This window comes from Lysinibacillus sp. 38-6, from assembly GCF_046245175.1.
In the GTDB taxonomy this organism is placed as follows: Bacteria; Bacillota; Bacilli; order Bacillales_A; family Planococcaceae; genus Lysinibacillus.
In genome coordinates this window covers 3,359,024-3,382,707 of sequence record NZ_CP176417.1, presented here as the reverse complement: position 1 = coordinate 3,382,707, position 23,684 = coordinate 3,359,024, and the positions used below count along the sequence as shown (strand labels likewise).

Here is a 23,684-nt window from a genome sequence, read left to right as displayed (position 1 = left end):
GACCGTTAAAAGTGATGAAATTGTTCAATCGGTAAAACAAATACAGTAGCGCCTCCTACCTCTACCTCCACAGGATATGGTATATAGGAATCTGCATTACCACCTAATGGCGAAACAGGTGCCACCAATTGTTCACGCGCTCGACAATTATCACGGATAATATCTAAAACTTTGGGTATAAGAGAGTCTTCTGTTCCAATTAGAAACGTTGTATTACCAGAGCGTAAAAAACCCCCTGTACTCGCTAATTTTGTTGCGCGAAACTGATTTTTCGTTAAAGCATTCGATAAGCGGCTACTATCCTGATCTTGTACCACAGCTACAACTAACTTCATTCGCACTCACCCCTTTTATATAATTGGCCTTGATAGAATTTATTGAAAAACAGGAATCAAACCATCCAATCTAATTTTAAATAAGTAACATTCACTGCTTTAAACATATTGCTTTCTAACTTAGGTTATCGTAACCGATGATCGCTAGGCAAGTACAATTCTTCTTAGCACCTATAAGGAAAAGCTTTTTCTCTCCAAGACAGTTCATCTGTCATTGGATGTTACCATTATATCACAATATGGTGGCCAACTTCATGTTTTTACTGTATTGCTTCACATAATACTGCCCATACATCTTCAACTACACGCTCAATACTTTGGTCTGCATTGATGACATTTATACGCTCTGGATATCGTGTTACTAATTGTAAATATCCTTCACGTACCTTTTCATGAAATGCTAAACTTTCTACATCGAGACGGTTTACTTCTCGGTCCCCATGGGCGTGAATACGTGCTAATCCAACCTCTGGAGAAATATCAAATAAAATTGTTAGGTCAGGTAGTTTTTTTCCTATAGCAAATTCATTTATGGAAAGTACCTCGTCTACTCCAATGCCACGCGCGTAGCCTTGATAAGCTAATGATGAATCGATAAATCGATCACAAATGACCATTTTTCCAGCATCTAAAGCAGGTCTCACTTTTTCAAAGTAATGCTGACTTCTTGCTGCTGCATATAATAATGCTTCCGTACGTTCATCCATAGCTGTATGCGCCGGGTTTAAAATGATTGTGCGAATTTTTTCGGCAATTTCAATGCCTCCAGGTTCTCTCGTAGCTAATACATCTATATTTTGTTGTGCTAGTCGTTCAGCGATTTGTTTAATAACCGTTGTTTTACCGGCACCTTCTGGACCTTCGAATGTAATAAATAAATTGCAATTCATGCTGTTATTGCCTCCAACTATTTAATGACCTCAATCATTTTTTCTTCTAACCGGTGATTTCCTTGGAACGTTGCACCAGTTGCCAGTAATTCCTCTAGTTGACTCAGTTTAGCCACTGTAATTTTTTCCCCTGGAACAAGCAATGGTATACCAGGAGGGTAAGGAATAATCATACTTGCAGCTGTCCGTCCCATTGTTCGCATATAGGGTAGCCATTCCTTCTCCATCGTCGCTATTTCGTCAGATGAATACATTGGTTCTGTAATGGCTACAAAATTGTATGCGTTTTGCGAAACAGCTTCTATTGCTGCTTTTTCGGTATTTAATAATGCTGTAACAGCTTCTTTAATACGAACGCGTATATCTGCAAACGGGTAACTATAGCCTTGCTTTAAAAGCGGCAACACAAGTAAAACTTGATGTGCATCTGCAAGCTCTACATAAACACGCTTATCTTCTAATGCCTCTTGTAATTGATAGCCACTGTAACCGTCTACTCGTAGCAATAACTTGAGCGGATCATCTACTTCAATTACTTCCAGTGAACCAATCGCACGCAATGCTTCAGCCCATTGATTTTTTTTCTCTATTATATATGCACCATCACTCTCCATATATGTCTGTATATAATAGCGTGCATCATCTAAAGAAGCTAACAATATATATGAAGGACTGCTGGATTGCAACATGCGCAAATAGTGATGGATGCGCTCAACGTTCACTAATTTTGAGTTCACATGCATAAATGAAGCCATGGTCATAGCAGGCAACGTTTTGTGTGCGGACTGTACAACCACATCTGCACCAAATGTCAATGAAGACGGCTGAAATAAAGAGCAGGCGCTAAAATGTGCACCATGAGCCTCATCTACCAAAATAGGTATGTTCTTTTCATGACAATACGCTACTTGCCGTGCTATGTCTTTCGATGTCATCCCGTAATATGTCGGATACGTTAAAACAACTGCCTTAGCCTCTGGATAACAATCTACCGCCTGTGTTAAATCATCATAGGAAACATGTGTCGCTGTTAACGTTCGCTCATCCCACTGGGGAGATACATATACCGCTTTCGCTCCAACTAGTTCAATTGCGTGAAAAATAGACTTGTGTGCATTGCGTTGTACAATAATTGTATCGCCGCGATTACATGTAGCATAAATCATTGCCAAATTTCCTACCGTAGAGCCACCTACTAAAAAAAAGCTTTTCATCACACCGTATGTATCCGCCAGTAAATGTTCTGCCTCTAAAATCATTTCTTCCGGGTAATGCAAGTCATCAAGTCCTGTTAATTCGGTCACATCATAGCGCATCACATCTTTAAAAGCTTGAGGTAAATTCGATAATTCTCCATGCTTATGGCCTGGCACATGAAAGGATATATTTTGTTGTTGTCGAAAACGCTCTAAACCTTCTACAATTGGCTTTTTCTTTTGCAAAACAAGACACCCTTTTTTCGTTTATTATTCTTTAATTATACGGGAATTTGGCGGGATAAAAAAGCTATCCTATAAAATAGAATAGCCTAGAAGCGTTTTGACAAAGAATTCTTTTATTATCGTATCATCGACAAGCTTCTTTACGAAACGGCTTTGGTAGACTGATATTAGAATCGGCATCCTATCAAATGCGTCTCCAATTATCTACTGCTTATTAATATATGCTTCAAATTTCAAGAGTGTCCGTCTAGCCCTTCGAATTACGCTGAATATATACCTATGCAAATGCAAAATAAAAAAGACTGAAGAAATCTCTTCAGTCTTTTGCTTGTGCCTAGCGACGTCCTACTCTCACAGGGGGAAGCCCCCAACTACCATCGGCGCTAAAGAGCTTAACTTCCGTGTTCGGTATGGGAACGGGTGTGACCTCTTTGCCATCATCACTAGACTATTTACGGCTTTCAATATACATCGTATTTCTTTGTCAGCTTCATTCGTTCAGTCAGTCACGTACAGAGGTACGCTCCTTCCTTCTCTCACTCGCTTCCGCGAACTACTCGTATCTTGAAACCCTTTTATGTTGAAAGAGTTATTCTTTCAAAACTGGATAAACGGTTCATTGAATGTTTCAAACATTTTTGGTTAAGTCCTCGATCGATTAGTATTCGTCAGCTCCATGTGTCACCACACTTCCACCTCGAACCTATCTACCTCATCGTCTTTGAGGGATCTTACTTACTTGCGTAATGGGAAATCTCATCTTGAGGGGGGCTTCATGCTTAGATGCTTTCAGCACTTATCCCGTCCACACATAGCTACCCAGCGATGCCTTTGGCAAGACAACTGGTACACCAGCGGTGTGTCCATCCCGGTCCTCTCGTACTAAGGACAGCTCCTCTCAAATTTCCTACGCCCACGACGGATAGGGACCGAACTGTCTCACGACGTTCTGAACCCAGCTCGCGTACCGCTTTAATGGGCGAACAGCCCAACCCTTGGGACCGACTACAGCCCCAGGATGCGATGAGCCGACATCGAGGTGCCAAACCTCCCCGTCGATGTGGACTCTTGGGGGAGATAAGCCTGTTATCCCCGGGGTAGCTTTTATCCGTTGAGCGATGGCCCTTCCATGCGGAACCACCGGATCACTAAGCCCGTCTTTCGACCCTGCTCGACTTGTAGGTCTCGCAGTCAAGCTCCCTTGTGCCTTTACACTCTACGAATGATTTCCAACCATTCTGAGGGAACCTTTGGGCGCCTCCGTTACCTTTTAGGAGGCGACCGCCCCAGTCAAACTGTCCGCCTGACACTGTCTCCTGCCCCGCTAAGGGGCATGGGTTAGAATTTCAATACAACCAGGGTAGTATCCCACCGACGCCTCCTTCGAAGCTGGCGCTCCGAGATCTCTGGCTCCTACCTATCCTGTACAAGTTGTACCAAAATTCAATATCAGGCTACAGTAAAGCTCCACGGGGTCTTTCCGTCCTGTCGCGGGTAACCTGCATCTTCACAGGTACTATAATTTCACCGAGTCTCTCGTTGAGACAGTGCCCAGATCGTTACGCCTTTCGTGCGGGTCGGAACTTACCCGACAAGGAATTTCGCTACCTTAGGACCGTTATAGTTACGGCCGCCGTTTACTGGGGCTTCAATTCGCAGCTTCGCTTGCGCTAACCACTCCTCTTAACCTTCCAGCACCGGGCAGGCGTCAGCCCCTATACGTCACCTTACGGTTTTGCAGAGACCTGTGTTTTTGCTAAACAGTCGCCTGGGCCTATTCACTGCGGCTCTCATGCGCTTGCACGCTCAAGAGCACCCCTTCTCCCGAAGTTACGGGGTCATTTTGCCGAGTTCCTTAACGAGAGTTCTCTCGCACACCTTAGGATTCTCTCCTCGACTACCTGTGTCGGTTTGCGGTACGGGCACCTCTCACCTCGATAGAGGCTTTTCTTGGCAGTGTGAAATCAGGAACTTCGTCCATACGGACTCGCCATCACAGCTCAACGTTACAGTGTGCGGATTTGCCTACACACACGCCTTACTGCTTGGACGCGCACAACCAACGGCGCGCTTACCCTATCCTACTGCGTCCCCCCATTTCTCAAACGGTGAGGAGGTGGTACAGGAATATCAACCTGTTGTCCATCGCCTACGCCTATCGGCCTCGGCTTAGGTCCCGACTAACCCTGAGCGGACGAGCCTTCCTCAGGAAACCTTAGTCATACGGTGGACGGGATTCTCACCCGTCTTTCGCTACTCATACCGGCATTCTCACTTCTAAGCGCTCCACCAGTCCTTCCGGTCTGACTTCAACGCACTTAGAACGCTCTCCTACCACTGACATCGTAGATGTCAATCCACAGCTTCGGTGAATCGTTTAGCCCCGATACATTTTCGGCGCAGCGTCACTCGACCAGTGAGCTATTACGCACTCTTTAAATGATGGCTGCTTCTAAGCCAACATCCTGGTTGTCTGTGCAACGCCACATCCTTTTCCACTTAACGATTACTTTGGGACCTTAGCTGGTGGTCTGGGCTGTTTCCCTTTTGACTACGGATCTTATCACTCGCAGTCTGACTCCCGTGTATAAATATCTGGCATTCGGAGTTTGTCTGAATTCGGTAAACCGGGATGGCCCCCTAGTCCAAACAGTGCTCTACCTCCAGTATTCTCATCACGAGGCTAGCCCTAAAGCTATTTCGGAGAGAACCAGCTATCTCCAAGTTCGATTGGAATTTCTCCGCTACCCACACCTCATCCCCGCACTTTTCAACGTGCGTGGGTTCGGGCCTCCAGTAAGTGTTACCTCACCTTCACCCTGGACATGGGTAGATCACCTGGTTTCGGGTCTACGACCACGTACTAATTCGCCCTATTCAGACTCGCTTTCGCTGCGGCTCCGCCTTCTAAAGCTTAACCTCGCACGTAATCGTAACTCGCCGGTTCATTCTACAAAAGGCACGCTATCACCCATTAACGGGCTCTAACTACTTGTAGGCACACGGTTTCAGGATCTCTTTCACTCCCCTTCCGGGGTGCTTTTCACCTTTCCCTCACGGTACTGGTTCACTATCGGTCACTAGGTAGTATTTAGCCTTGGGAGATGGTCCTCCCGGATTCCGACGGAATTTCACGTGTTCCGCCGTACTCAGGATCCACTCTGGAGGGAATAAACTTTCGACTACAGGGCTTTTACCTGCTCTGGCGGACCTTTCCAAGTCGCTTCGTCTAACTCATTCCTTTGTAACTCCGTATAGAGTGTCCTACAACCCCAAGAGGCAAGCCTCTTGGTTTGGGCTCTTCCCGTTTCGCTCGCCGCTACTCAGGGAATCGATTTTTCTTTCTCTTCCTCCAGGTACTTAGATGTTTCAGTTCCCTGGGTCTGCCTTCAAGACGCTATGTATTCACGTCAAGATACTACGCGATTAAACGTAGTGGGTTCCCCCATTCGGAAATCTCCGGATCAAAGCTCACTTACAGCTCCCCGAAGCATATCGGTGTTAGTGCCGTCCTTCTTCGGCTCCTAGTGCCAAGGCATTCGCCGTGCGCCCTTAATAACTTAACCAAGTTATTAAGCCTAAAAAACTTAATTTTAAAAAATAAATGTGTTTGTTACAATTTCAATGTCGTTTTATCCAGTTTTCAAAGAACAAATTCACTACCTGTTTCTACTTCTTCGCAGATTTGCGACGAAAGCGTAGCGACAGGAGCACAGTTTTGAAGTGTTTCATCTTAATGATGAACCTTCAAAACTGAACGCAAAACGTAATCTTACAAACCCAAGGTTTGTATTCCGAAAATATCCTTAGAAAGGAGGTGATCCAGCCGCACCTTCCGATACGGCTACCTTGTTACGACTTCACCCCAATCATCTATCCCACCTTCGGCGGCTGGCTCCAAAAGGTTACCTCACCGACTTCGGGTGTTACAAACTCTCGTGGTGTGACGGGCGGTGTGTACAAGGCCCGGGAACGTATTCACCGCGGCATGCTGATCCGCGATTACTAGCGATTCCGGCTTCATGTAGGCGAGTTGCAGCCTACAATCCGAACTGAGAACGACTTTATCGGATTAGCTCCCTCTCGCGAGTTGGCAACCGTTTGTATCGTCCATTGTAGCACGTGTGTAGCCCAGGTCATAAGGGGCATGATGATTTGACGTCATCCCCACCTTCCTCCGGTTTGTCACCGGCAGTCACCTTAGAGTGCCCAACTAAATGATGGCAACTAAGATCAAGGGTTGCGCTCGTTGCGGGACTTAACCCAACATCTCACGACACGAGCTGACGACAACCATGCACCACCTGTCACCGTTGTCCCCGAAGGGAAAACCATATCTCTACAGTGGTCAACGGGATGTCAAGACCTGGTAAGGTTCTTCGCGTTGCTTCGAATTAAACCACATGCTCCACCGCTTGTGCGGGCCCCCGTCAATTCCTTTGAGTTTCAGTCTTGCGACCGTACTCCCCAGGCGGAGTGCTTAATGCGTTAGCTGCAGCACTAAGGGGCGGAAACCCCCTAACACTTAGCACTCATCGTTTACGGCGTGGACTACCAGGGTATCTAATCCTGTTTGCTCCCCACGCTTTCGCGCCTCAGTGTCAGTTACAGACCAGATAGTCGCCTTCGCCACTGGTGTTCCTCCAAATCTCTACGCATTTCACCGCTACACTTGGAATTCCACTATCCTCTTCTGCACTCAAGTCTCCCAGTTTCCAATGACCCTCCACGGTTGAGCCGTGGGCTTTCACATCAGACTTAAGAAACCACCTGCGCGCGCTTTACGCCCAATAATTCCGGACAACGCTTGCCACCTACGTATTACCGCGGCTGCTGGCACGTAGTTAGCCGTGGCTTTCTAATAAGGTACCGTCAAGGTACAGCCAGTTACTACTGTACTTGTTCTTCCCTTACAACAGAGTTTTACGAACCGAAATCCTTCTTCACTCACGCGGCGTTGCTCCATCAGGCTTTCGCCCATTGTGGAAGATTCCCTACTGCTGCCTCCCGTAGGAGTCTGGGCCGTGTCTCAGTCCCAGTGTGGCCGATCACCCTCTCAGGTCGGCTACGCATCGTCGCCTTGGTGAGCCGTTACCTCACCAACTAGCTAATGCGCCGCGGGCCCATCCTATAGCGACAGCGAGATGCCGTCTTTCAGTGTTTCACCATGAAGTAAAACAGATTATTCGGTATTAGCCCCGGTTTCCCGGAGTTATCCCAAACTATAGGGTAGGTTGCCCACGTGTTACTCACCCGTCCGCCGCTAACGTCAAAGGAGCAAGCTCCTTTTCTGTTCGCTCGACTTGCATGTATTAGGCACGCCGCCAGCGTTCGTCCTGAGCCAGGATCAAACTCTCCATAAAAGAAATTTGATTAGCTCAAATTGTTTGCTGGCATCAATTTTGATGTCCAAAATTTTTGTTTCAACCGCTAACGTAAGTTAACTTAGAAACTATATTGATTACGTTTTGCTTGTTCAGTTTTCAAGGTTCATTTTCGTTGCCTTTTATTTCAGCAACTCTTATATAATACCATCTTTTCAAATCGATGTCAACAATTTATTTTAATTGTTTTTTGTTTTATATAAGTTATTTTGTTGTTGTCTTAACGACTCTTATTACTATACCAGAATATTTTTAGTTTGCAAGTCTTTTATAAGAAAAATATTAAAAAAGTGATTCCTAGCACTCCTGGAATGCCTAATAATGCAATAGTGAACACAGAAAACAGGTTGATAGGCACATTATAACCGCTATATCCAACAGCTAAATGAATTATGAATAATAACAAAAAAGCAAATGCAAAACGGAACCAGAATACAGATAGCCCTTCTAACACTTTCCCCAATTTAACTTGTCTTCCTACTATATAAAGAAAAAGAAGCGCTACAGGTACACAAATACTTACAATTACAATCCACGGCATATGATTGCCTCCTTCGATAATAATGATGTAAGTTTATGATTCCTATGTCGCTTCTATAACTCTCTACTATTATTTAATTAACACTCGCCGAATTCTAGCTTCTTTAAATAAATAGAAATGAATACTTTCAGCAGCTTTCCGTTGAGCAATCACTTCTAAATCATAATCATTCAATAATTCTTCGATTACTTTCGCTTGCTGTAAATCTTCTTTTGTTTCTTTAATTAGATGAACAAGCTTTTCATCAAATTCCTTTTTTAGCTTTCCTTTATTGCGGAAGAACATCTCAATCCCTCACTCATAACTCTCGGCGGCCTTCCATTGCCTTCGATAACGTTACTTCATCAGCATATTCTAAATCTCCACCTACTGGTAATCCGTGTGCAATACGCGTTGTACGAATGCCAGATGGCTTAACAAGGCGAGAGATATACATAGCAGTTGCTTCACCTTCAATAGTAGAATTGGTTGCTAATATAAGCTCCTGTACAGTTTCATCTTGTAGGCGGACTAAAAGTGAAGCTACATTTATATCCTCTGGACCAATACCGTCCATTGGAGAAATAGCCCCTTGCAACACATGATACTTACCATGATAATCACGCATTTTTTCCATTGCAATCACATCTTTCGTATCTTGCACAACACAAATTACGGAAGCATCCCGTTGTTTATCAGTACAAATGTGACATGGGTCTACATCAGTGATATTGCCGCAAACAGAGCAATAGCTTAAATTGCGTTTTGCATCGATTAACGATTTTGAAAAGGAAAGAACGTCATCTTCTTTCATTGTTAACACAAAAAACGCCAGTCGGGCCGCGGTTTTCGGCCCGATACCTGGCAATTTCATAAAACTATCGATTAATTTAGATATTGGTTCTGGGTAATACATATTGTTACCTCCTAGAATGGAAGGTTCATGCCTTGTGTGAATTTACCCATTGTTGCATTTGTTTTGTCGTCCACTTTTTTAAGTGCATCGTTCGTTGCAACAACAATTAAATCCTGTAGCATTTCGATATCGTCTGGGTCTACTACTGAAGAATCAAGATTCACTTCTACAACTTCACGTTGACCAGTAACTGTTACCTTTACCATACCGCCGCCAGCAACACCTTCAAAATGTTCAGCGTTTAAAGCCTCTTGTGCTTCCATCATTTCTTTTTGCATTTTTTGCATTTTCTTCATCATGCCTTGCATATTTCCCATTCCACGCATAACCTATTCCTCCTAAGTAATCATTCTTCAACAATTTCAATAAAATCCTTACCAAACAGCTTTTCCGCTTCCGTCACAAGTGGATCCTGTGATGCAAGTGGTTGGGCATCATCGATAAATGGTTCTTCTGGCATTTCTGCCGGTGGTGGTTCTAATAACTCGACATTCGGATCATCGCTATCTAGCTGTGTTTTCTTTTGGTGTAAGCCATGATCACGAATAAACTCTTCACGCAACTTTAACCAGGTTTCTTCAGGTGTACAAAGCATTTCGTACATTGTGCCCGTTTGACCTGCAATCAGTTGTGTAAATTGTGCCTTTAGCATTTGATTATCAGCAACCATTTGACAATGAATATCATACTTGAATTTTAACACAAAAGCACTTGAAGATGCCGCAACAGGTTCAGCTTCTGCTAAAAGAGCTGATTGCGACTTTTGCATTTGATTTAATGCCTGCGCCCAAACAGCTTTTACACGCTGGACATCTTGCTTCGTCGCGTCCTTTAGTACTTCTTGAATACGGCCAGTAGGAGCCTTGTAGCCATTGGAACTTTTTGCACGAGGACGTTGTTCCTTCGTAGCCTGAACAGATTGTGCAGGTACACCATTTTGTAATTGCGCTGATAATTGTTGCACCATCTGTTCCAACGCGACTATTTTTTGCGCCAATTCCGGGCTCATTGTCGCTTCGCTCGACGTCCCCACTGGATGTGCTACCCCACCGGAAAACTGCGTCATTTTAAGCAGCGCTGTTTCCAAATAAATTTTTGTATGATGGGAGAAACGCATTTCTTGTTGCGTTTTCGCTAAAATATCAATGTAGCCATAAAGCATATCCGGCGCAAAATCATGCGCTAATGCAAAAACGCGCTCCTCAGGCGATACTAACTCTAAAAGCTCTGCTAAATTCTCACTCGTTTGTAGAAGAAGCAAATCGCGGAAAAATGTAATTAAATCCTCCGACAAGCGCAACGGGTCTTTACCATCTGCAATTAGCTGTTCTAAAAGGGCTAGCATTTGTGCTACATCTTTTACTTTTAATGCTTCGGCTAAATCATAGAATACATCCTGACTAATTGAGCCCGTAACGAGTAGTGCATCTTCCAATTTCAGCATCTCGCCGCTAAAGGAAACCACTTGATCTAACAAACTTAAAGCATCACGCATACCGCCTGCAGCTGATTGTGCAATTACTTTTAGCCCTTGTTCTTCAAATGGAAGCTCAATGTCTTCTAGTACAACCTTCATGCGCTCAATAATATCGTTAGTTGAAAGTCGTTTAAAGTCAAAACGTTGACAACGTGAAATAATCGTCGCAGGTAATTTATGAGGTTCTGTCGTAGCTAAAATAAATACAGCATGTGGTGGTGGTTCTTCTAATGTTTTTAAAAGGGCATTGAAGGCACTTGTAGACAGCATATGCACTTCGTCAATAATATACACTTTAAACCTACTACTCGCAGGGGCAAAGCGTACTTTTTCAATAATGTCACGTATTTCTTCAACACGTGAATTGGAAGCCGCATCAAATTCAATTACATCTGGATGAGAGCCCTCTGTAATACTTAAACAAGTTGCACATTCATTACATGGTTCACTTGCTGGCGCATGCTCGCAATTTAGAGCTTTGGCAAAAATTTTTGCTGTACTTGTTTTCCCGGTACCACGCGGTCCAGAAAACAAATATGCATGCGTTGTTTTATTCGCTAGGAGAGCATTTTGCAGCGTTCTTTTGACATGTGCTTGACCTGACATTTCTCGGAACGATTGCGGTCTATACACACGATAAAATGCTTGATACGTCAATGATTTCCTCTCCCCTTCTTTTTAAATAGTAATAAAACCATTATAGCATCGGCCGCCTTGTTTATAAAACCTTGTCCTTTTTAGGGTATAAAAAAAACGCATTCGCCTACAATAGACGAATGCGTTCGAATTGGCAATTTAATGCCGTGCACCTTTCTTCGACAGCCGCACATAAGCGTTACTCTTGTCGTTAGCTCAGATTAGGCAACCCCGCGGCACATGAATAAGACCACTTAATGCTGCTTCCTTCCGGACCTGACATGGTTCATGGGTATCCATTGCGCAGGACCCAATCGTCAACACTACGTGCAAAAGGCAGACCAAACAATACGGACAGCCTCGAAAAAGGAATTCAGTCTCGCTAGAGCGGATTGCGAGTTACAGGACACCGCTACCTTCCCACCTAGCACGGCAATAACTAGTATACTTTCAGTTTTCATAAATTGCAACGAATTGCACAAATTATTTACGTCCATTGCGAGTAAATTAATTTTGCAGTTTATAAATCAAAAGTTTTTTATAAAAGATGTTGACGTAAAAATAAAAACATGATAAATTAGTTCTTGTCGATAAGACAGCAACGCAATAGTACATGGAGGTATACCCAAGTCTGGCTGAAGGGATCGGTCTTGAAAACCGACAGGCGGGTAACACCGCGCGGGGGTTCGAATCCCTCTACCTCCTCCATTTTTTAAAATCCGACTACATGATGTAGCCGTTTTTTTTTGCTCAAAATTGTATGTCATACTTATTCAATACCACTTCCGTTTCGGTTGTGGTATTTTTTTATTAGCTATTTTGCTCTACTAATAATTTAGAGAGGATATGTAATATGCACTCAAAGATTTTTATATCTCGCACTTCCCTCACATGGATTCTCATCATTGCTATATTAACAGCTATCGGAAGTGAAATTAAAATTATCCCATTCGCGAATACTTCGTTTCGTTTCGGTTTAGGCACAATCATATTCTTTTTATGCACCTTACTTAAACCAACACCTATCATTTTAGCTGGTATCGCAACTAGTATTGTAACGACCACTTTGCGAATCGCTATTAGTTACTATACGCATAATACATCTTTAATAGATGCTATATATAATCATTTACCTGCCGGGACATTTTATTTATTATTTGCAATATGTCTACAGCTTTTAAATATTCATCAGCATCGTGAAAAACCGCTAAAGCTCGGGTTACTCGTAGCTTTCAGTGAGGTCATTAGCAATTTAGCAGAACAATTGCTACGTTTTCTTGTTCAATCTTATACCATTTTATTTATTCACGACTTGCTCATTTTATTAGCTGTTGCCCTGTTACGTAGTTTTTTTGTTGTTGGTATTTACAGTTCCATTGTTATTGCCGAGCAAAAAAAACGTGTGCAAGAAATGCTGACAATTGGTTCAGACTTGTATGTAGAGACCCTTTATTTAAAAAAATCAATGAACCATATTGAAACGATTACTGCCAATGGCTTTGATTTATACCGCCAATTAAAAGCGCAAGGCAATCGTTCAGAAAGTATACAGGCACTTCATATTGCCCAGGAAATTCATGAGGTAAAAAAAGATTCCCAACGCATTTATGCAGGTTTATCTAAAATAGTCGGCGATAAGAGCTTTGGCTCACTAAGATTATCAGAATTATTACATTATATAGAAGATGGCAATCGCAAATACAGTGAGCTTCTCGGTAAAGAAGTACAATTTGACATTAGTTTAGATACTGATTTTCTAACGCACGAGCATATTGCCCTGCTAGCCCTTTTGAACAATTTAACAGCGAATGCTATTGAGGCAATAGCAGAACAAGGTGTCGTATCTATTGATATTCAGCAACAAGAGGTTGATACTGTAATAACGGTAAGTGATGATGGAAAAGGCATCTCCGAAAGTGACCTCTCTATTATTTTTGAACCTGGCTACACAACAAAATACAATGTTGAAGGTGTAGCTGCTACAGGAATTGGACTTTCACATGTCGCTGAATTAATTTCTAAATTAAATGGCTCCATCTCAGTTGAATCAAATAACTACAAAACGGTGTTTAAAATTATAATTCCTACGCAAACTATTCTAACGGGAGAGACTTAAATGAGGTATTTTATTGTAGATGATGACCGTGCAAGCCGCGTGATGCTAAAACAAATTATTGAAGATAGTGGTTTAGGCACAGTCATCGGTGAAGCACGCAATGGAGTGGATGCCATTCCACAAATATTAATGACACAACCAGAGTTTGTGCTAATCGATTTACTCATGCCTAAGCTTGATGGGATTGCTACGGTGGAGCATCTCCTTCAAAATCGATTTGAAGGGCAGTTTATTATGATTTCGCAAGTTGTCAATAAGGAAATGGTTGGTGAGGCGTATGAACAAGGAATCGACTTCTTTATCCATAAGCCGATTAACCGAATTGAAGTTGAGAATGTTTTACGTAAAACGACGGAACAATTCCGCTTAAAAAATTCCCTTTTAGTTATTCGGCAATCATTAACGAACATTGACTTAAGCGAACAGATAAACAATAAAGCAACATCACGCGATCATATTCAATCTATCTTGAACGATATGGGTATTGTCGGTGAAATTGGTAGTGAGGATATAATCGCAATTATTGAGACATTGCTAGCACATCAGCATAAAATTGCACCACTTCCTCCACTAAAGGAACTATATGAGGAAATAGCGGCTGTTACGAAGGCTACTCCAGATGAAATATTAAAAGAGAGTAAAGCGATTGAACAGCGTGTGCGGCGAACCATTTTAGCAGCGATGATTAATCTCGCCAATTTAGGGGTAGTGGATTATACAAACTCAGAATTTGAATACTATGCGCCTCGATACTTTGACTTTAAAGAGATTCGCCAGCTGATGACGCAAATCGAAGACCACGGTAATCGTAAGGCAAAGGTCAATATTAAGAAGTTTATTCAGGTGTTATATTCAGACATTTTAACAAAAGTAAATTAATTTTATCGGATTTTGTCGGATTTCATAAGTCCTCCGTATTATTAAAGTAAGGCATGTCCTAAAAATTTTAATAGGGGAGGAATTAAGATTTTGAAAAAGAAATTTAAAATCAGTTTAGCCGCTCAAATTTTAATCGGTTTGATTTTAGGGATAATCGTTGGTGGTATCTTTTATGGAAACCCCAAAATTGAGACATATTTACAACCACTAGGAGATATTTTTCTACATCTAATTAAGATGATTGTGGTACCTATTATCATTTCGACTTTAATTGTTGGTGTTGCTGGAACTGGAGACATTAAACAGCTCGGAAGATTAGGCGGTAAAACGCTTATTTACTTTGAAATTATCACAACAGTCGCAATTGTTGTTGGTTTACTATCAGCAAACCTGTTCCATCCAGGTGCTGGCATAAATATGAACGAACTTTCACAAGGGGATATTTCAAAATACGTTTCAACAACTGAAGAAGTACAGCACGAAGGTCCTTTTGATATTATCGTAGGTATTGTACCGACAAATATTATTCAATCAATGGCTGAAGGCAATATGCTTGCCATCATCTTCTTCTCTGTCATCTTTGGTTTAGGGGTAGCTGCAATTGGAGAACGAGGTAAGCCAGTATTAGACTTCTTCCAAGGTGTAGCGGACGCAATGTTCTGGGTAACGAACCTTGTGATGAAATTTGCTCCAATTGGGGTATTTGGTTTAATCGGTGTAACCGTTTCCAAATATGGGTTTGCTTCCCTTATCCCGCTTGGCAAATTAGCAATTCTTGTTTATGCAACGATGATTTTCTTCATCTTCATCGTTCTTGGACTTGTGGCAAAATTCGCAGGCGTCAATATTTTCTACTTAATTAAAGTGTTAAAAGACGAATTAATTTTAGCCTTCTCTACTGCTAGTTCGGAAGCAGTATTACCGCGCGTAATGATGAAAATGGAGAAGCTAGGTGCACCGAAAGATATTGTTTCCTTTGTTATTCCTACAGGTTATTCCTTTAACCTTGATGGTTCAACATTGTATCAAGCAATCGCTGCATTATTCATTGCCCAAATGTATGGTATCCACTTAAGTATCGGAGAACAAATTACGTTAATGCTTGTCCTAATGGTTACATCTAAAGGGATTGCGGGTGTACCAGGCGTATCATTCGTAGTATTACTTGCAACTTTAGGTACTGTTGGTATTCCAATTGAAGGCTTAGCATTCATTGCAGGTATCGACCGTATTCTTGATATGGGACGTACAGTAGTAAACGTAATCGGTAACTCTCTAGCGTCATTAGTCATGGCGAAATGGGAAGGTCGCTTCGATAAAGAAAAAATGAAAAACTACTTTAAAGACAATGAAAATTTAGCATAAGTTTAAGAAAATCCTCACGATGGAAAAATACATCGTGAGGATTTTTTTATTTTGCCAATACTTTATCTAAATAGGCAATAATCGATTCTTTGCCGTTAGCATGTGCTTCTTGGGCGCGCACTTCATCCTTTTCAACTTTTGCTTCAGCAGCAGCGACAATGCGCTCTGCATCTTCTTGTGGCACAACAATAACACCATCGATATCGCCAATAATATAATCACCAGGTTGTACCGTCACGCCACCAATAGCAATTGGACCATTTACTTTACCACCGCCATTTTTATTACCTGCTGCTACGGTTGTCCCAAGGGCAAATACAGGGAAATCTAGCTCTCGGATAGCCGCAATATCGCGAATAACGCCGTCAACAACAAAGCCCTGTACACCAATGCCCTTTGCCAATGAAATAACAAAATCCCCTGCAACGGCACGATTTGTATTGCCCTTTGCATCAATGACTAAAATATCACCCTCACTAGCCGCTCGAATGGCTTCTAAAACCGCCCCATTTTCCCCATCTGGTAAACGCACAGTAACCGCACGGCCTGCTATTTTAAAATGATCGGCTAACGGTTTAATGTCACTACGTAAATTCGTATGTCCACCTGTTGCATCTGAAATGGCCGTCGTTGGTAAATGCTTAAAACTTACTTCCACCTTTGTCATGTAAAACACCCCTATAATTTTATGAATGCCTTCCATCATAATTGTAAATAAAAACTATCTACTATTTCAATATAATTCAGAAAATTTAGTTAAAATAAAAAACCTAAGGCAATATTAACGCCTCAGGTATCTCTTATATGATTTCGATAAATTGTTTGGAGCGTGCATCTAGTGCCTCTGCAGCAGAAGCAATTTCGGCAAAGTCGCTTGTCGTCACATTAATTTGCCCATTGGTCTTTTCAACTTCTTCGGAAATTCGCGTAATGCTATCTGTCACTTGCTCGATTTCACGTACAATCCCTTCCACATTATCTTTCACTTCTGCGATGGATTGCTCGACTCTTACTGAAAGCTTTCGCACTTCTTTGGCGACAACATCAAAACCTCTTCCATACTCCCCTGCTCTTGCGGCTTCAATTGCTGCATTTAAGGCGAGCAAGTTTGTTTGAGACGCAATGCCTTGAATCGTTTTGACAATACCTTTTATAGATTCTGCTTGATTTTGCAATTGAGCGAGATTTTTTGCATTCTCCGTAGATTCCTTTGACACTTGTTGAATCGTTTCCAGTAGATTCTCACTATTTTTTATGCCTGCCTCTGAACGACTAAAAAGCTCGGTGGACATTTGCTTCAACTGATCTGCGACATGAACAATCGTGTTTTGACGTTCAGTAATATTTGTAGCGATTTTGGAAACGCCAATGACTCTTCTAGAGTTATTATCAAATACAGGCATATAAGTCGCCTCAAGCCATATACTATTTCCTTGTGCATCCATACGCTCTATTTTATCTTGATAGCTTTTACCCGCTGCTAGGTTGCGCCAAAATCTTTCATATTCAAGACTTTTTGCAAAATGAGGGAAACAAAATTCCCTATGGTCTTTTCCCATCATTGTTTCTACTGTATAGCCCATCGTTTGTGCAAAAAGCTCATTTACATAAGCTACTTTTCGATTCATATCAAAGCGAATAATCGCTATATTGCGTTCAATTGCCTGAACGACTAAATCATCCGTGACTTGTGTATCATTTTTCTGCATAACATCCACCTCCATCATTCTTTTTTACTATTCGTTTTTATCTATTAAATTATTTTAGAAATATTTTCATTGTCATATATTATAATATATCTAATAGCATCTTAAAAATACTATAAATTTGTATTTTTAGTGTATTTATGCTCAATTATGTTTTTCTTCATTTAAAATGGATAAAACTTCATCTGCTGTTGTAGCTATACGAATCAACGATTTTTGTTCTGCACGTATAAAACCTTCTTCTAACATGCGCGTAAAATGCTGTAAAAGTGCATCATAAAAACCATTCACATTAAATAAAATAACAGGCTTTGCATGTAAACCTATTTGAGCCCATGTAAATACTTCAAAATATTCATCTAGTGTACCGCCACCCCCAGGTAACGCAATAAAAGCATCGGCTAGCTCCACCATTTTTGCCTTGCGGACATGCATTGATTCTACGAAATGGATTTCTGTCAACGAAACGTGGACGCTTTCTTGTTTCTGTAAATGCGTCGGCATCACACCGATGACATCGCCACCTGCTGCTAACGTTGCATCGGCTACTTTCCCCATTAATCCCATTTTAGAACCACCATAGACAACACCATGACCATTTTGTGCTAATACTGTTCCTAATTCCGTTGCCTGTTCAGCATAGATTGGGTTATTGCCTAATCCCGAACCACAATATACCGCAATTCTCATCATTATTCCCCCTATTACAAAAGACGTGATAACAATAGGCTTTGTATTGTCTCACGTCTTCTGGTCTTTTTTAGTATTTAGCCTTACGAATTTACTTTTAGTATTACTTTATTCATTCACTTCTATTTTTACAAATAGCTTGTTTCGCCTGCCGCTTCGCTTTCGGCCAGAACGCATGGAGTGTCCTTGTTTTAAAGCTCAGGGTTTTCCTAGTACTGCTCCTATTTTCGTAAATGGCTTGTTTGTGCCTGCCGCTTCGCTTTCGGCCAGAACGCATGGAGTGTCCTCGTTTAAAGTATCGGCGAAATTGCTCCTATTTTCGTAAATGGCTTGTTTGTGCCTGCCGCTTCGCTTTCGGCCAGAACGCATGGAATGCCCTTGTTTTAAAGCTCAGGGTTTTCCTAGTATTGCTCCTATTTTCGTAAATGGCTTGTTTGTTTTAGCATATGACTAATACGGCTCACAATTGATTCAATTGCATCCGGATTTTTTAATAAATCGTAATCATTAATATCTAAACGTAATACAGGGCATGAATTAAAATTATTAATCCAGTTTTCATAGCGCTCATGCATTTCAATCCAGTAATCATTTGGCGTTTGTTGCTCCATCTCACGACCACGCTCTTGAATACGACCAATGACATCATCGATCGGTCCCTCTAAGTACACGACTAAGTCTGGGTGTGGGAAATATGGAGTCATCACCATCGCATCGAATAAATTACGATATGTCTCGTAATCGATTGGGCTCATTGTCCCTTTATCATAATGCATTTTTGCAAAAATCCCTGTATCTTCATAAATCGAGCGATCTTGTACAAAGCCACCACCGTATTCAAAAATACGCTTTTGCTCTTTAAAACGTTCAGCTAAGAAATATATTTGTAAATGGAAGCTCCATTTTTCAAAGTCATCATAAAATTTATCTAAATACGGATTTGTGTCTACCTTTTCAAATGATGTTCGGAAATTAAGTGCTTCTGCCAACGCCTTTGTCATCGTTGATTTTCCTACACCAACAGTACCGGCAATTGTAATAACCGTTTGTGGTGGAATATCATATTTCTCTCTCAAATTCATTGTTGCATGCTCCTTTGTTGAATCGTATCTTCAATTGTTTTTAAAACATATTGTAAATCTTGCGGGTTTTTTACAAAATCAAGCTGATCTCCATTAAATCGAATAACAGGGATTTCAGGATGCAACTTTTCAAAATGCTCAGTAAAAGTATGATAGTCTGCTACCAGTTGCTCCATATATTCACGTGAAATCATTTTCTCAAATTCACGGCCTCGCTTGGCAATGCGTTGCATTAACGTATCGACACTGGCATGTAAATAAACAACTACATTTGGCACAGGCATGTCTTTCGTTAAAATTTGATAGATTTCCTCATATTTATCATACTCGGTAGGTGCTAACGTACGCTTCGCAAAAATTAAATTTTTAAAAATATGATAGTCCGATACGACAGCTGTTTTTTGTGCTAAACGTAGTTTTTTAATATCTGTTAATTGCTTATAGCGATTACATAGGAAGAACATTTCCGTTTGGAAACTCCATTCCTCGATATCTTCATAAAACTTATTTAAAAATGGATTTTCGTCTACTATTTCTTTTAATAGATGGTAATTAAATGTCGCTGCTACCTCTTTTGCCAAAGAAGTTTTGCCCACACCAATCGGACCTTCTATCGCAACAAATGGAACCGTCACTAGAAGTTCCTCCTTTATGTTTAGGATTCTATGAGTCAATTATGCCATTATTTTTAGGCTCTATTCTATAATACTAAAAATGAATCAGTGCTTTTCATTGTATCATAGTGAGAAAATGAAAAACAGAATCAACATGAATCTCAATTTATACCATTATTTTATATGCAAAATAGAGTGGTAATCCAATAAAATAGCATTCAAAGCAACCATAAAAAAAGACCCACTATAATGGGCCTGAGACTTACTATAATTTCCAACATGGTAGGCGCTTTTCCGCACACGATAAAGTGCGGCCATCGCGAGTTGCTCATATTTTACATCCTATTGACTAAGAAAAAGCCCACTGCGCTTTCTCTGCGGGCACGTTGTAAGCACAACCGACGCTAGCGCATTGTTTGTTGTGACTTTCGAACCGTGCATTGTGAGCAGGAGTCTTCGTGGACTTTTTCTAATAGAATTGTGTGTAAATTGTTTGAGTGCCTGGGACTATAATTTCACTCGTTGTAAGCGCAGGGCATTTAATACAACGGATACGGAGCTGAACGCCATCGCTGCGCCCGCTACCCATGGTGCAAGTAGGCCCATCGCAGCAATTGGAATACCTAATGTATTATAAGCAAATGCCCAAAATAGGTTTTGTTTAATATTGCGCATTGTTTTACGACTCATAATGATTGCATCCGCAATGCTATTTAAATCGCCGCGAATTAGCGTTATATCTGCTGCCTCCATTGCCACGTCTGTGCCCGTTCCAATGGCCATCCCTATATCTGCCGTTGCCAATGCAGGCGCATCATTAATGCCATCACCGACCATCGCGACATGTTTGCCAGCAGCTTGGAGTTTTTTCACTTCATCCGCTTTTCCTTCAGGCAGTACTTCCGCAATCACATCATTGACACCAACCTCTTCACCGATTGCATGCGCTGTCCGTTTGTTATCGCCCGTCATCATAATGACCGTAATACCCATTTCTTGTAAACGGTGAATGGCTGCTTTGGAAGTATCCTTTACCGTATCTGCTACAGCAACAAGACCAGCATATTGACCATTAATCGCTGCTAACATTGCCGTTTTACCGCTCTCTTCTAACTGTTCCATTGTCGGCAATATCGACTGTATATCTATATCGTATTGTTGCATTAATTTACGCGTTCCAATTACTACCCCTTGACCCGAAACGGTTGCTTGCACACCGTAGCCTGGAATGGCCTCAAAAAATTGAACAGCGCCAAGCTCAATGCCTCGCTCCTCAATTCCTTGCACAATTGCTTGTGCTAACGGATGCTCCGATTGTTTTTCTGCCGCACCAATTAATGAAAGAACATGCGCTTCCTCTTGATTGGCTGCAAGTATAACGTCCGTTAAGACAGGTTTTCCGTGTGTCACTGTACCTGTTTTATCGACAACGACTGTATCAATGCGTTGCGTCTGCTCTAAATGCTCGCCACCTTTAAATAAAATACCAAACTCTGCTGCTCGACCAGAGCCTGCCATAATAGAGGTTGGTGTTGCTAGGCCTAGCGCACAAGGGCAAGCAATCACAAGTACAGCAATTAACACTTCAAGTGCAGGCGTAAATTCACCTGGTTTCACCCATAAAATCCAAACAAGGAATGTGACAATCGCAATGCCCACGACAATTGGTACGAAAATGCCGGAAATTTGGTCAGCTAAACGTTGAATAGGCGCCTTTGAACCTTGCGCATCTTCTACAACTTTAATAATTTGAGCAAGCGCCGTGTCTCGACCAACTTTCGTTGCCGACATTTTTATAAAACCATTTTTATTAATAGTGGAACCGTATAATACATCGCCTTGCTTTTTATCTACCGGAAGGCTTTCTCCAGTTAGCATTGATTCATCAACAGCCGTTGTGCCCTCTAATACGGCACCATCTACAGGAATTTTTTCACCTGGTTTAACTAATAAAATATCACCTATCATAACTTCTTCTAACGGGACTTCTTTTTCTACGCCGTCTCGCACAACGATAGCAGATTTTGCTTGTAGGCCCATGAGCTTTTTAATAGCTTCCGATGAACGACCTTTTGCTTTTGCCTCGAATAATTTACCTAATAATATTAATGTAATTAACACCGCACTCGTTTCAAAATATAGATGTGGTCCGTGGTGCGAATTAATTGTAACAATTGCTTGGTAAACGCTGTAGAAATATGCTGCTGACGTCCCCATGACAACAAGAACATCCATATTAGCACTGCCATTTCGTAAGGCTTTATATGCTCCTACGTAAAATTGTTTACCAATAATAAATTGAACCGGCGTAGCTAACACTAATTGCACCCAAGGATTCATTAAAAAATCAGGCACATATAAAAACGATGTAAAAGAAAAGTGACCAACCATCGTCCACAGTAATGGTAGTGAAAGAATGGCCGCGAAAATAAGTTTTTGTTGCTGTTGTTTTATCGCTTTTTCTCGATGATCTTCTGTTGCTTGCTCATCTGCTTTCTGGTGCGCTCCATAACCTAATTTCTCAACCTTCCCGATAATGTCAGCTACAGACAGTTCCGTTGGATTAAATTCAATTGTCGCTTTTTCAAGCGCCAAGTTAACAGAAGCCGTTGATACGCCAGACAGTTTATTTAACCCCTTTTCTATACGTGTGGCACATGCTGCGCAAGTCATGCCTGTAATATCAAGTTCAGTCTTTTGTTTCACCACACCATAACCTAATGCTTCAATCTTTTTTTCAAAATCTGCTTCACTCAATTTTGTTGGATCATATTTTATAGAGGACTTTTCAAGCGCCAAGTTAACAGTTGCTTGCTCGACACCCTCCATTTTGTTTAAGCCTTTCTCGATTCGAGTAGCACACGCTGCACAAGTCATACCTGTAATTTGTAGGTTTGTTTCTTTGACATCAGAACTCATTACCTTTCCACCTCTTTCTATACCATATAGGGGTATATAAATTTGAAAATAATAGAGTGCTTTTGGAGCACCCTACTTATCTTATTCTACCTCGTAGCCTTGATCGTCAATTGTTTCTTTAATTTGTGCAAGTGATACTTGTGCATCGTCAAACGCTACATCTACCAAACCATCCGCCAAATTTACTTTTACTTGTTCTACACCAGCTAGTGCGCCCACACTTTTTTCTACTGCATTGACACAATGTCCACAAGACATTCCTTGTACGTTTAATGTTACGTTTTGCATAATTATCTCTCCTTTAAGTTAAATTAAAATACTATATAGAGTAACTACCCGTAAAATTATTTTTTCATCAATTTTTGAATGGTTACGACTAACTCATCTAAGACTGACTCATCACCTTCAGATAGGCGATCCACGACACAGCCTTTTAAATGACCTTCTAATAAAATTTTCGCTACGCTATTTAAAGCTGATTGCGTGGCAGACAGCTGCGTTATTATATCATCACAGTAAACGTCTTTTTCAATCATTCCCTTAATGCCTCGAATTTGACCCTCGACTCGGTTTAGACGAGTTGTTAAGTCTTTTTTTACACGTTCAGGGTGATGACTTTTTCGACACGACGCATTTTCTTCTGAATGACAAGCATCCTCTTTCACTGTGTCCTCCATCTGTTCACCTCCTATTTCCCCTTCATCATACTATAC

General features: G+C 41.4%; 19 protein-coding genes, 1 tRNA gene, 3 rRNA genes, 1 other RNA gene and 1 pseudogene. 4 read left to right on the top strand and 21 right to left on the bottom strand.

Annotated features, from left to right (window positions below):
• Positions 1-5: 5 nt before the first annotated feature.
• The 12 genes from ACKVEV_RS17275 to ffs all read right to left on the bottom strand — a co-directional run bounded on the left by ACKVEV_RS17275 (position 6) and on the right by ffs (position 12,033).
• Complete coding sequence (locus ACKVEV_RS17275) at positions 6-335, bottom strand: cyclic-di-AMP receptor (RefSeq protein WP_024362572.1); 330 nt, start codon at positions 333-335, stop codon at positions 6-8.
• 260 nt (positions 336-595) lie between these two features.
• Positions 596-1,225, bottom strand: a complete 630-nt coding sequence (tmk, locus tag ACKVEV_RS17270) for a dTMP kinase (protein ID WP_409367502.1) — start codon at positions 1,223-1,225, stop codon at positions 596-598.
• A gap of 17 nt (positions 1,226-1,242) precedes the next feature.
• Positions 1,243-2,667 carry an aminotransferase class I/II-fold pyridoxal phosphate-dependent enzyme gene (locus ACKVEV_RS17265; protein WP_409367501.1) on the bottom strand — a complete coding sequence of 475 codons (1,425 nt, stop codon included), beginning with the start codon at positions 2,665-2,667 and terminating at the stop codon, positions 1,243-1,245.
• A gap of 332 nt (positions 2,668-2,999) precedes the next feature.
• A 5S ribosomal RNA gene (rrf, locus tag ACKVEV_RS17260) occupies positions 3,000-3,115 on the bottom strand.
• A gap of 190 nt (positions 3,116-3,305) precedes the next feature.
• Positions 3,306-6,233: ribosomal RNA gene (locus ACKVEV_RS17255) — 23S ribosomal RNA — on the bottom strand.
• A 244-nt stretch (positions 6,234-6,477) separates the two neighbouring features.
• Positions 6,478-8,030 (bottom strand): 16S ribosomal RNA (locus tag ACKVEV_RS17250).
• Together the 16S, 23S and 5S rRNA genes form the textbook arrangement of a ribosomal RNA operon.
• A gap of 289 nt (positions 8,031-8,319) precedes the next feature.
• On the bottom strand, positions 8,320-8,592 hold the full coding sequence (locus tag ACKVEV_RS17245) for a pro-sigmaK processing inhibitor BofA family protein (RefSeq protein WP_409367500.1): 273 nt from the start codon (positions 8,590-8,592) through the stop codon (positions 8,320-8,322).
• 69 nt (positions 8,593-8,661) lie between these two features.
• Positions 8,662-8,877 carry a YaaL family protein gene (locus ACKVEV_RS17240; protein WP_409367499.1) on the bottom strand — a complete coding sequence of 72 codons (216 nt, stop codon included), beginning with the start codon at positions 8,875-8,877 and terminating at the stop codon, positions 8,662-8,664.
• A gap of 13 nt (positions 8,878-8,890) precedes the next feature.
• On the bottom strand, positions 8,891-9,487 hold the full coding sequence (gene recR / locus ACKVEV_RS17235; RefSeq protein ID WP_409367498.1) for a recombination mediator RecR: 597 nt from the start codon (positions 9,485-9,487) through the stop codon (positions 8,891-8,893).
• Positions 9,488-9,498: 11 nt separating this feature from the next.
• Positions 9,499-9,813 carry a YbaB/EbfC family nucleoid-associated protein gene (locus ACKVEV_RS17230; RefSeq protein WP_409367497.1) on the bottom strand — a complete coding sequence of 105 codons (315 nt, stop codon included), beginning with the start codon at positions 9,811-9,813 and terminating at the stop codon, positions 9,499-9,501.
• A gap of 20 nt (positions 9,814-9,833) precedes the next feature.
• Entirely contained in the window at positions 9,834-11,621 is a 1,788-nt protein-coding gene (gene dnaX / locus ACKVEV_RS17225) for a DNA polymerase III subunit gamma/tau (protein WP_409367496.1), read from the bottom strand.
• A gap of 144 nt (positions 11,622-11,765) precedes the next feature.
• Positions 11,766-12,033: signal recognition particle sRNA large type (gene ffs, locus ACKVEV_RS17220), an RNA gene on the bottom strand.
• Positions 12,034-12,215: 182 nt separating this feature from the next.
• Here ffs and ACKVEV_RS17215 point away from each other — a divergent pair.
• The 4 genes from ACKVEV_RS17215 (at position 12,216) to ACKVEV_RS17200 (ending at position 15,960) form a co-directional block, all read left to right on the top strand.
• Positions 12,216-12,308: transfer RNA gene (locus ACKVEV_RS17215), tRNA-Ser, on the top strand.
• Positions 12,309-12,453: 145 nt separating this feature from the next.
• Positions 12,454-13,716, top strand: coding sequence for an ATP-binding protein (locus tag ACKVEV_RS17210; RefSeq protein ID WP_409367495.1), 1,263 nt, complete (start codon positions 12,454-12,456; stop codon positions 13,714-13,716).
• Positions 13,717-14,595: a response regulator gene (locus ACKVEV_RS17205; RefSeq protein ID WP_340821479.1), complete on the top strand. Its 879-nt coding sequence runs from the start codon at positions 13,717-13,719 to the stop codon at positions 14,593-14,595.
• A 90-nt stretch (positions 14,596-14,685) separates the two neighbouring features.
• Positions 14,686-15,960, top strand: coding sequence for a cation:dicarboxylate symporter family transporter (locus tag ACKVEV_RS17200; RefSeq protein WP_409367494.1), 1,275 nt, complete (start codon positions 14,686-14,688; stop codon positions 15,958-15,960).
• Positions 15,961-16,006: 46 nt separating this feature from the next.
• Here ACKVEV_RS17200 and ACKVEV_RS17195 read toward each other — a convergent pair whose 3' ends face one another.
• The 9 genes and pseudogenes from ACKVEV_RS17195 to ACKVEV_RS17155 form a co-directional block, all read right to left on the bottom strand.
• A complete protein-coding gene (locus ACKVEV_RS17195; RefSeq protein WP_409367493.1) occupies positions 16,007-16,627 on the bottom strand; it encodes an RraA family protein in 621 nt (206 codons plus the stop codon).
• A gap of 133 nt (positions 16,628-16,760) precedes the next feature.
• Positions 16,761-17,363, bottom strand: coding sequence for a methyl-accepting chemotaxis protein (locus tag ACKVEV_RS17190; protein WP_409370580.1), 603 nt, complete (start codon positions 17,361-17,363; stop codon positions 16,761-16,763).
• Positions 17,343-17,588 (bottom strand): annotated as a pseudogene (locus ACKVEV_RS17185) (PAS domain-containing protein); the annotation flags it as partial. The pseudogene ACKVEV_RS17185 and the gene ACKVEV_RS17190, both read right to left, overlap by 21 nt.
• A 222-nt stretch (positions 17,589-17,810) precedes the next feature.
• Positions 17,811-18,359 (bottom strand): TIGR00730 family Rossman fold protein, encoded by a 549-nt coding sequence (locus tag ACKVEV_RS17180; RefSeq protein ID WP_409367492.1) that lies wholly within the window; start codon positions 18,357-18,359, stop codon positions 17,811-17,813.
• A gap of 410 nt (positions 18,360-18,769) precedes the next feature.
• Positions 18,770-19,438, bottom strand: coding sequence for a deoxynucleoside kinase (locus ACKVEV_RS17175; RefSeq protein ID WP_409367491.1), 669 nt, complete (start codon positions 19,436-19,438; stop codon positions 18,770-18,772).
• Positions 19,435-20,073, bottom strand: a complete 639-nt coding sequence (locus ACKVEV_RS17170) for a deoxynucleoside kinase (RefSeq protein ID WP_409367490.1) — start codon at positions 20,071-20,073, stop codon at positions 19,435-19,437. Before ACKVEV_RS17170 ends, ACKVEV_RS17175 begins: the two co-directional genes overlap by 4 nt.
• A 486-nt stretch (positions 20,074-20,559) precedes the next feature.
• Positions 20,560-22,971: a heavy metal translocating P-type ATPase gene (locus tag ACKVEV_RS17165; RefSeq protein ID WP_409367489.1), complete on the bottom strand. Its 2,412-nt coding sequence runs from the start codon at positions 22,969-22,971 to the stop codon at positions 20,560-20,562.
• Positions 22,972-23,052: 81 nt separating this feature from the next.
• Complete coding sequence (gene copZ, locus ACKVEV_RS17160; protein ID WP_409367488.1) at positions 23,053-23,259, bottom strand: copper chaperone CopZ; 207 nt, start codon at positions 23,257-23,259, stop codon at positions 23,053-23,055.
• Positions 23,260-23,315: 56 nt separating this feature from the next.
• Positions 23,316-23,648, bottom strand: a complete 333-nt coding sequence (locus tag ACKVEV_RS17155) for a metal-sensitive transcriptional regulator (protein ID WP_409367487.1) — start codon at positions 23,646-23,648, stop codon at positions 23,316-23,318.
• Positions 23,649-23,684 lie beyond the last annotated feature (36 nt).

Bases quoted from the DNA above. Each gene is read 5' to 3' on its own strand.
- ACKVEV_RS17175 (WP_409367491.1), bottom strand. From the start codon at position 19,438: ATGAATTTGAGAGAGAAATATGATATTCCACCACAAACGGTTATTACA.
- ACKVEV_RS17190 (WP_409370580.1), bottom strand. From the start codon at position 17,363: ATGCCTGTATTTGATAATAACTCTAGAAGAGTCATTGGCGTTTCCAAA.
- ACKVEV_RS17155 (WP_409367487.1), bottom strand. From the start codon at position 23,648: ATGGAGGACACAGTGAAAGAGGATGCTTGTCATTCAGAAGAAAATGCG.
- ACKVEV_RS17205 (WP_340821479.1), top strand. From the start codon at position 13,717: ATGAGGTATTTTATTGTAGATGATGACCGTGCAAGCCGCGTGATGCTA.
- ACKVEV_RS17245 (WP_409367500.1), bottom strand. From the start codon at position 8,592: ATGCCGTGGATTGTAATTGTAAGTATTTGTGTACCTGTAGCGCTTCTT.
- ACKVEV_RS17275 (WP_024362572.1), bottom strand. From the start codon at position 335: ATGAAGTTAGTTGTAGCTGTGGTACAAGATCAGGATAGTAGCCGCTTA.
- ACKVEV_RS17240 (WP_409367499.1), bottom strand. From the start codon at position 8,877: ATGTTCTTCCGCAATAAAGGAAAGCTAAAAAAGGAATTTGATGAAAAG.
- ACKVEV_RS17230 (WP_409367497.1), bottom strand. From the start codon at position 9,813: ATGCGTGGAATGGGAAATATGCAAGGCATGATGAAGAAAATGCAAAAA.
- ACKVEV_RS17165 (WP_409367489.1), bottom strand. From the start codon at position 22,971: ATGAGTTCTGATGTCAAAGAAACAAACCTACAAATTACAGGTATGACT.
- ACKVEV_RS17180 (WP_409367492.1), bottom strand. From the start codon at position 18,359: ATGATGAGAATTGCGGTATATTGTGGTTCGGGATTAGGCAATAACCCA.
- recR (WP_409367498.1), bottom strand. From the start codon at position 9,487: ATGTATTACCCAGAACCAATATCTAAATTAATCGATAGTTTTATGAAA.
- copZ (WP_409367488.1), bottom strand. From the start codon at position 23,259: ATGCAAAACGTAACATTAAACGTACAAGGAATGTCTTGTGGACATTGT.
- ACKVEV_RS17195 (WP_409367493.1), bottom strand. From the start codon at position 16,627: ATGACAAAGGTGGAAGTAAGTTTTAAGCATTTACCAACGACGGCCATT.
- tmk (WP_409367502.1), bottom strand. From the start codon at position 1,225: ATGAATTGCAATTTATTTATTACATTCGAAGGTCCAGAAGGTGCCGGT.
- ACKVEV_RS17210 (WP_409367495.1), top strand. From the start codon at position 12,454: ATGCACTCAAAGATTTTTATATCTCGCACTTCCCTCACATGGATTCTC.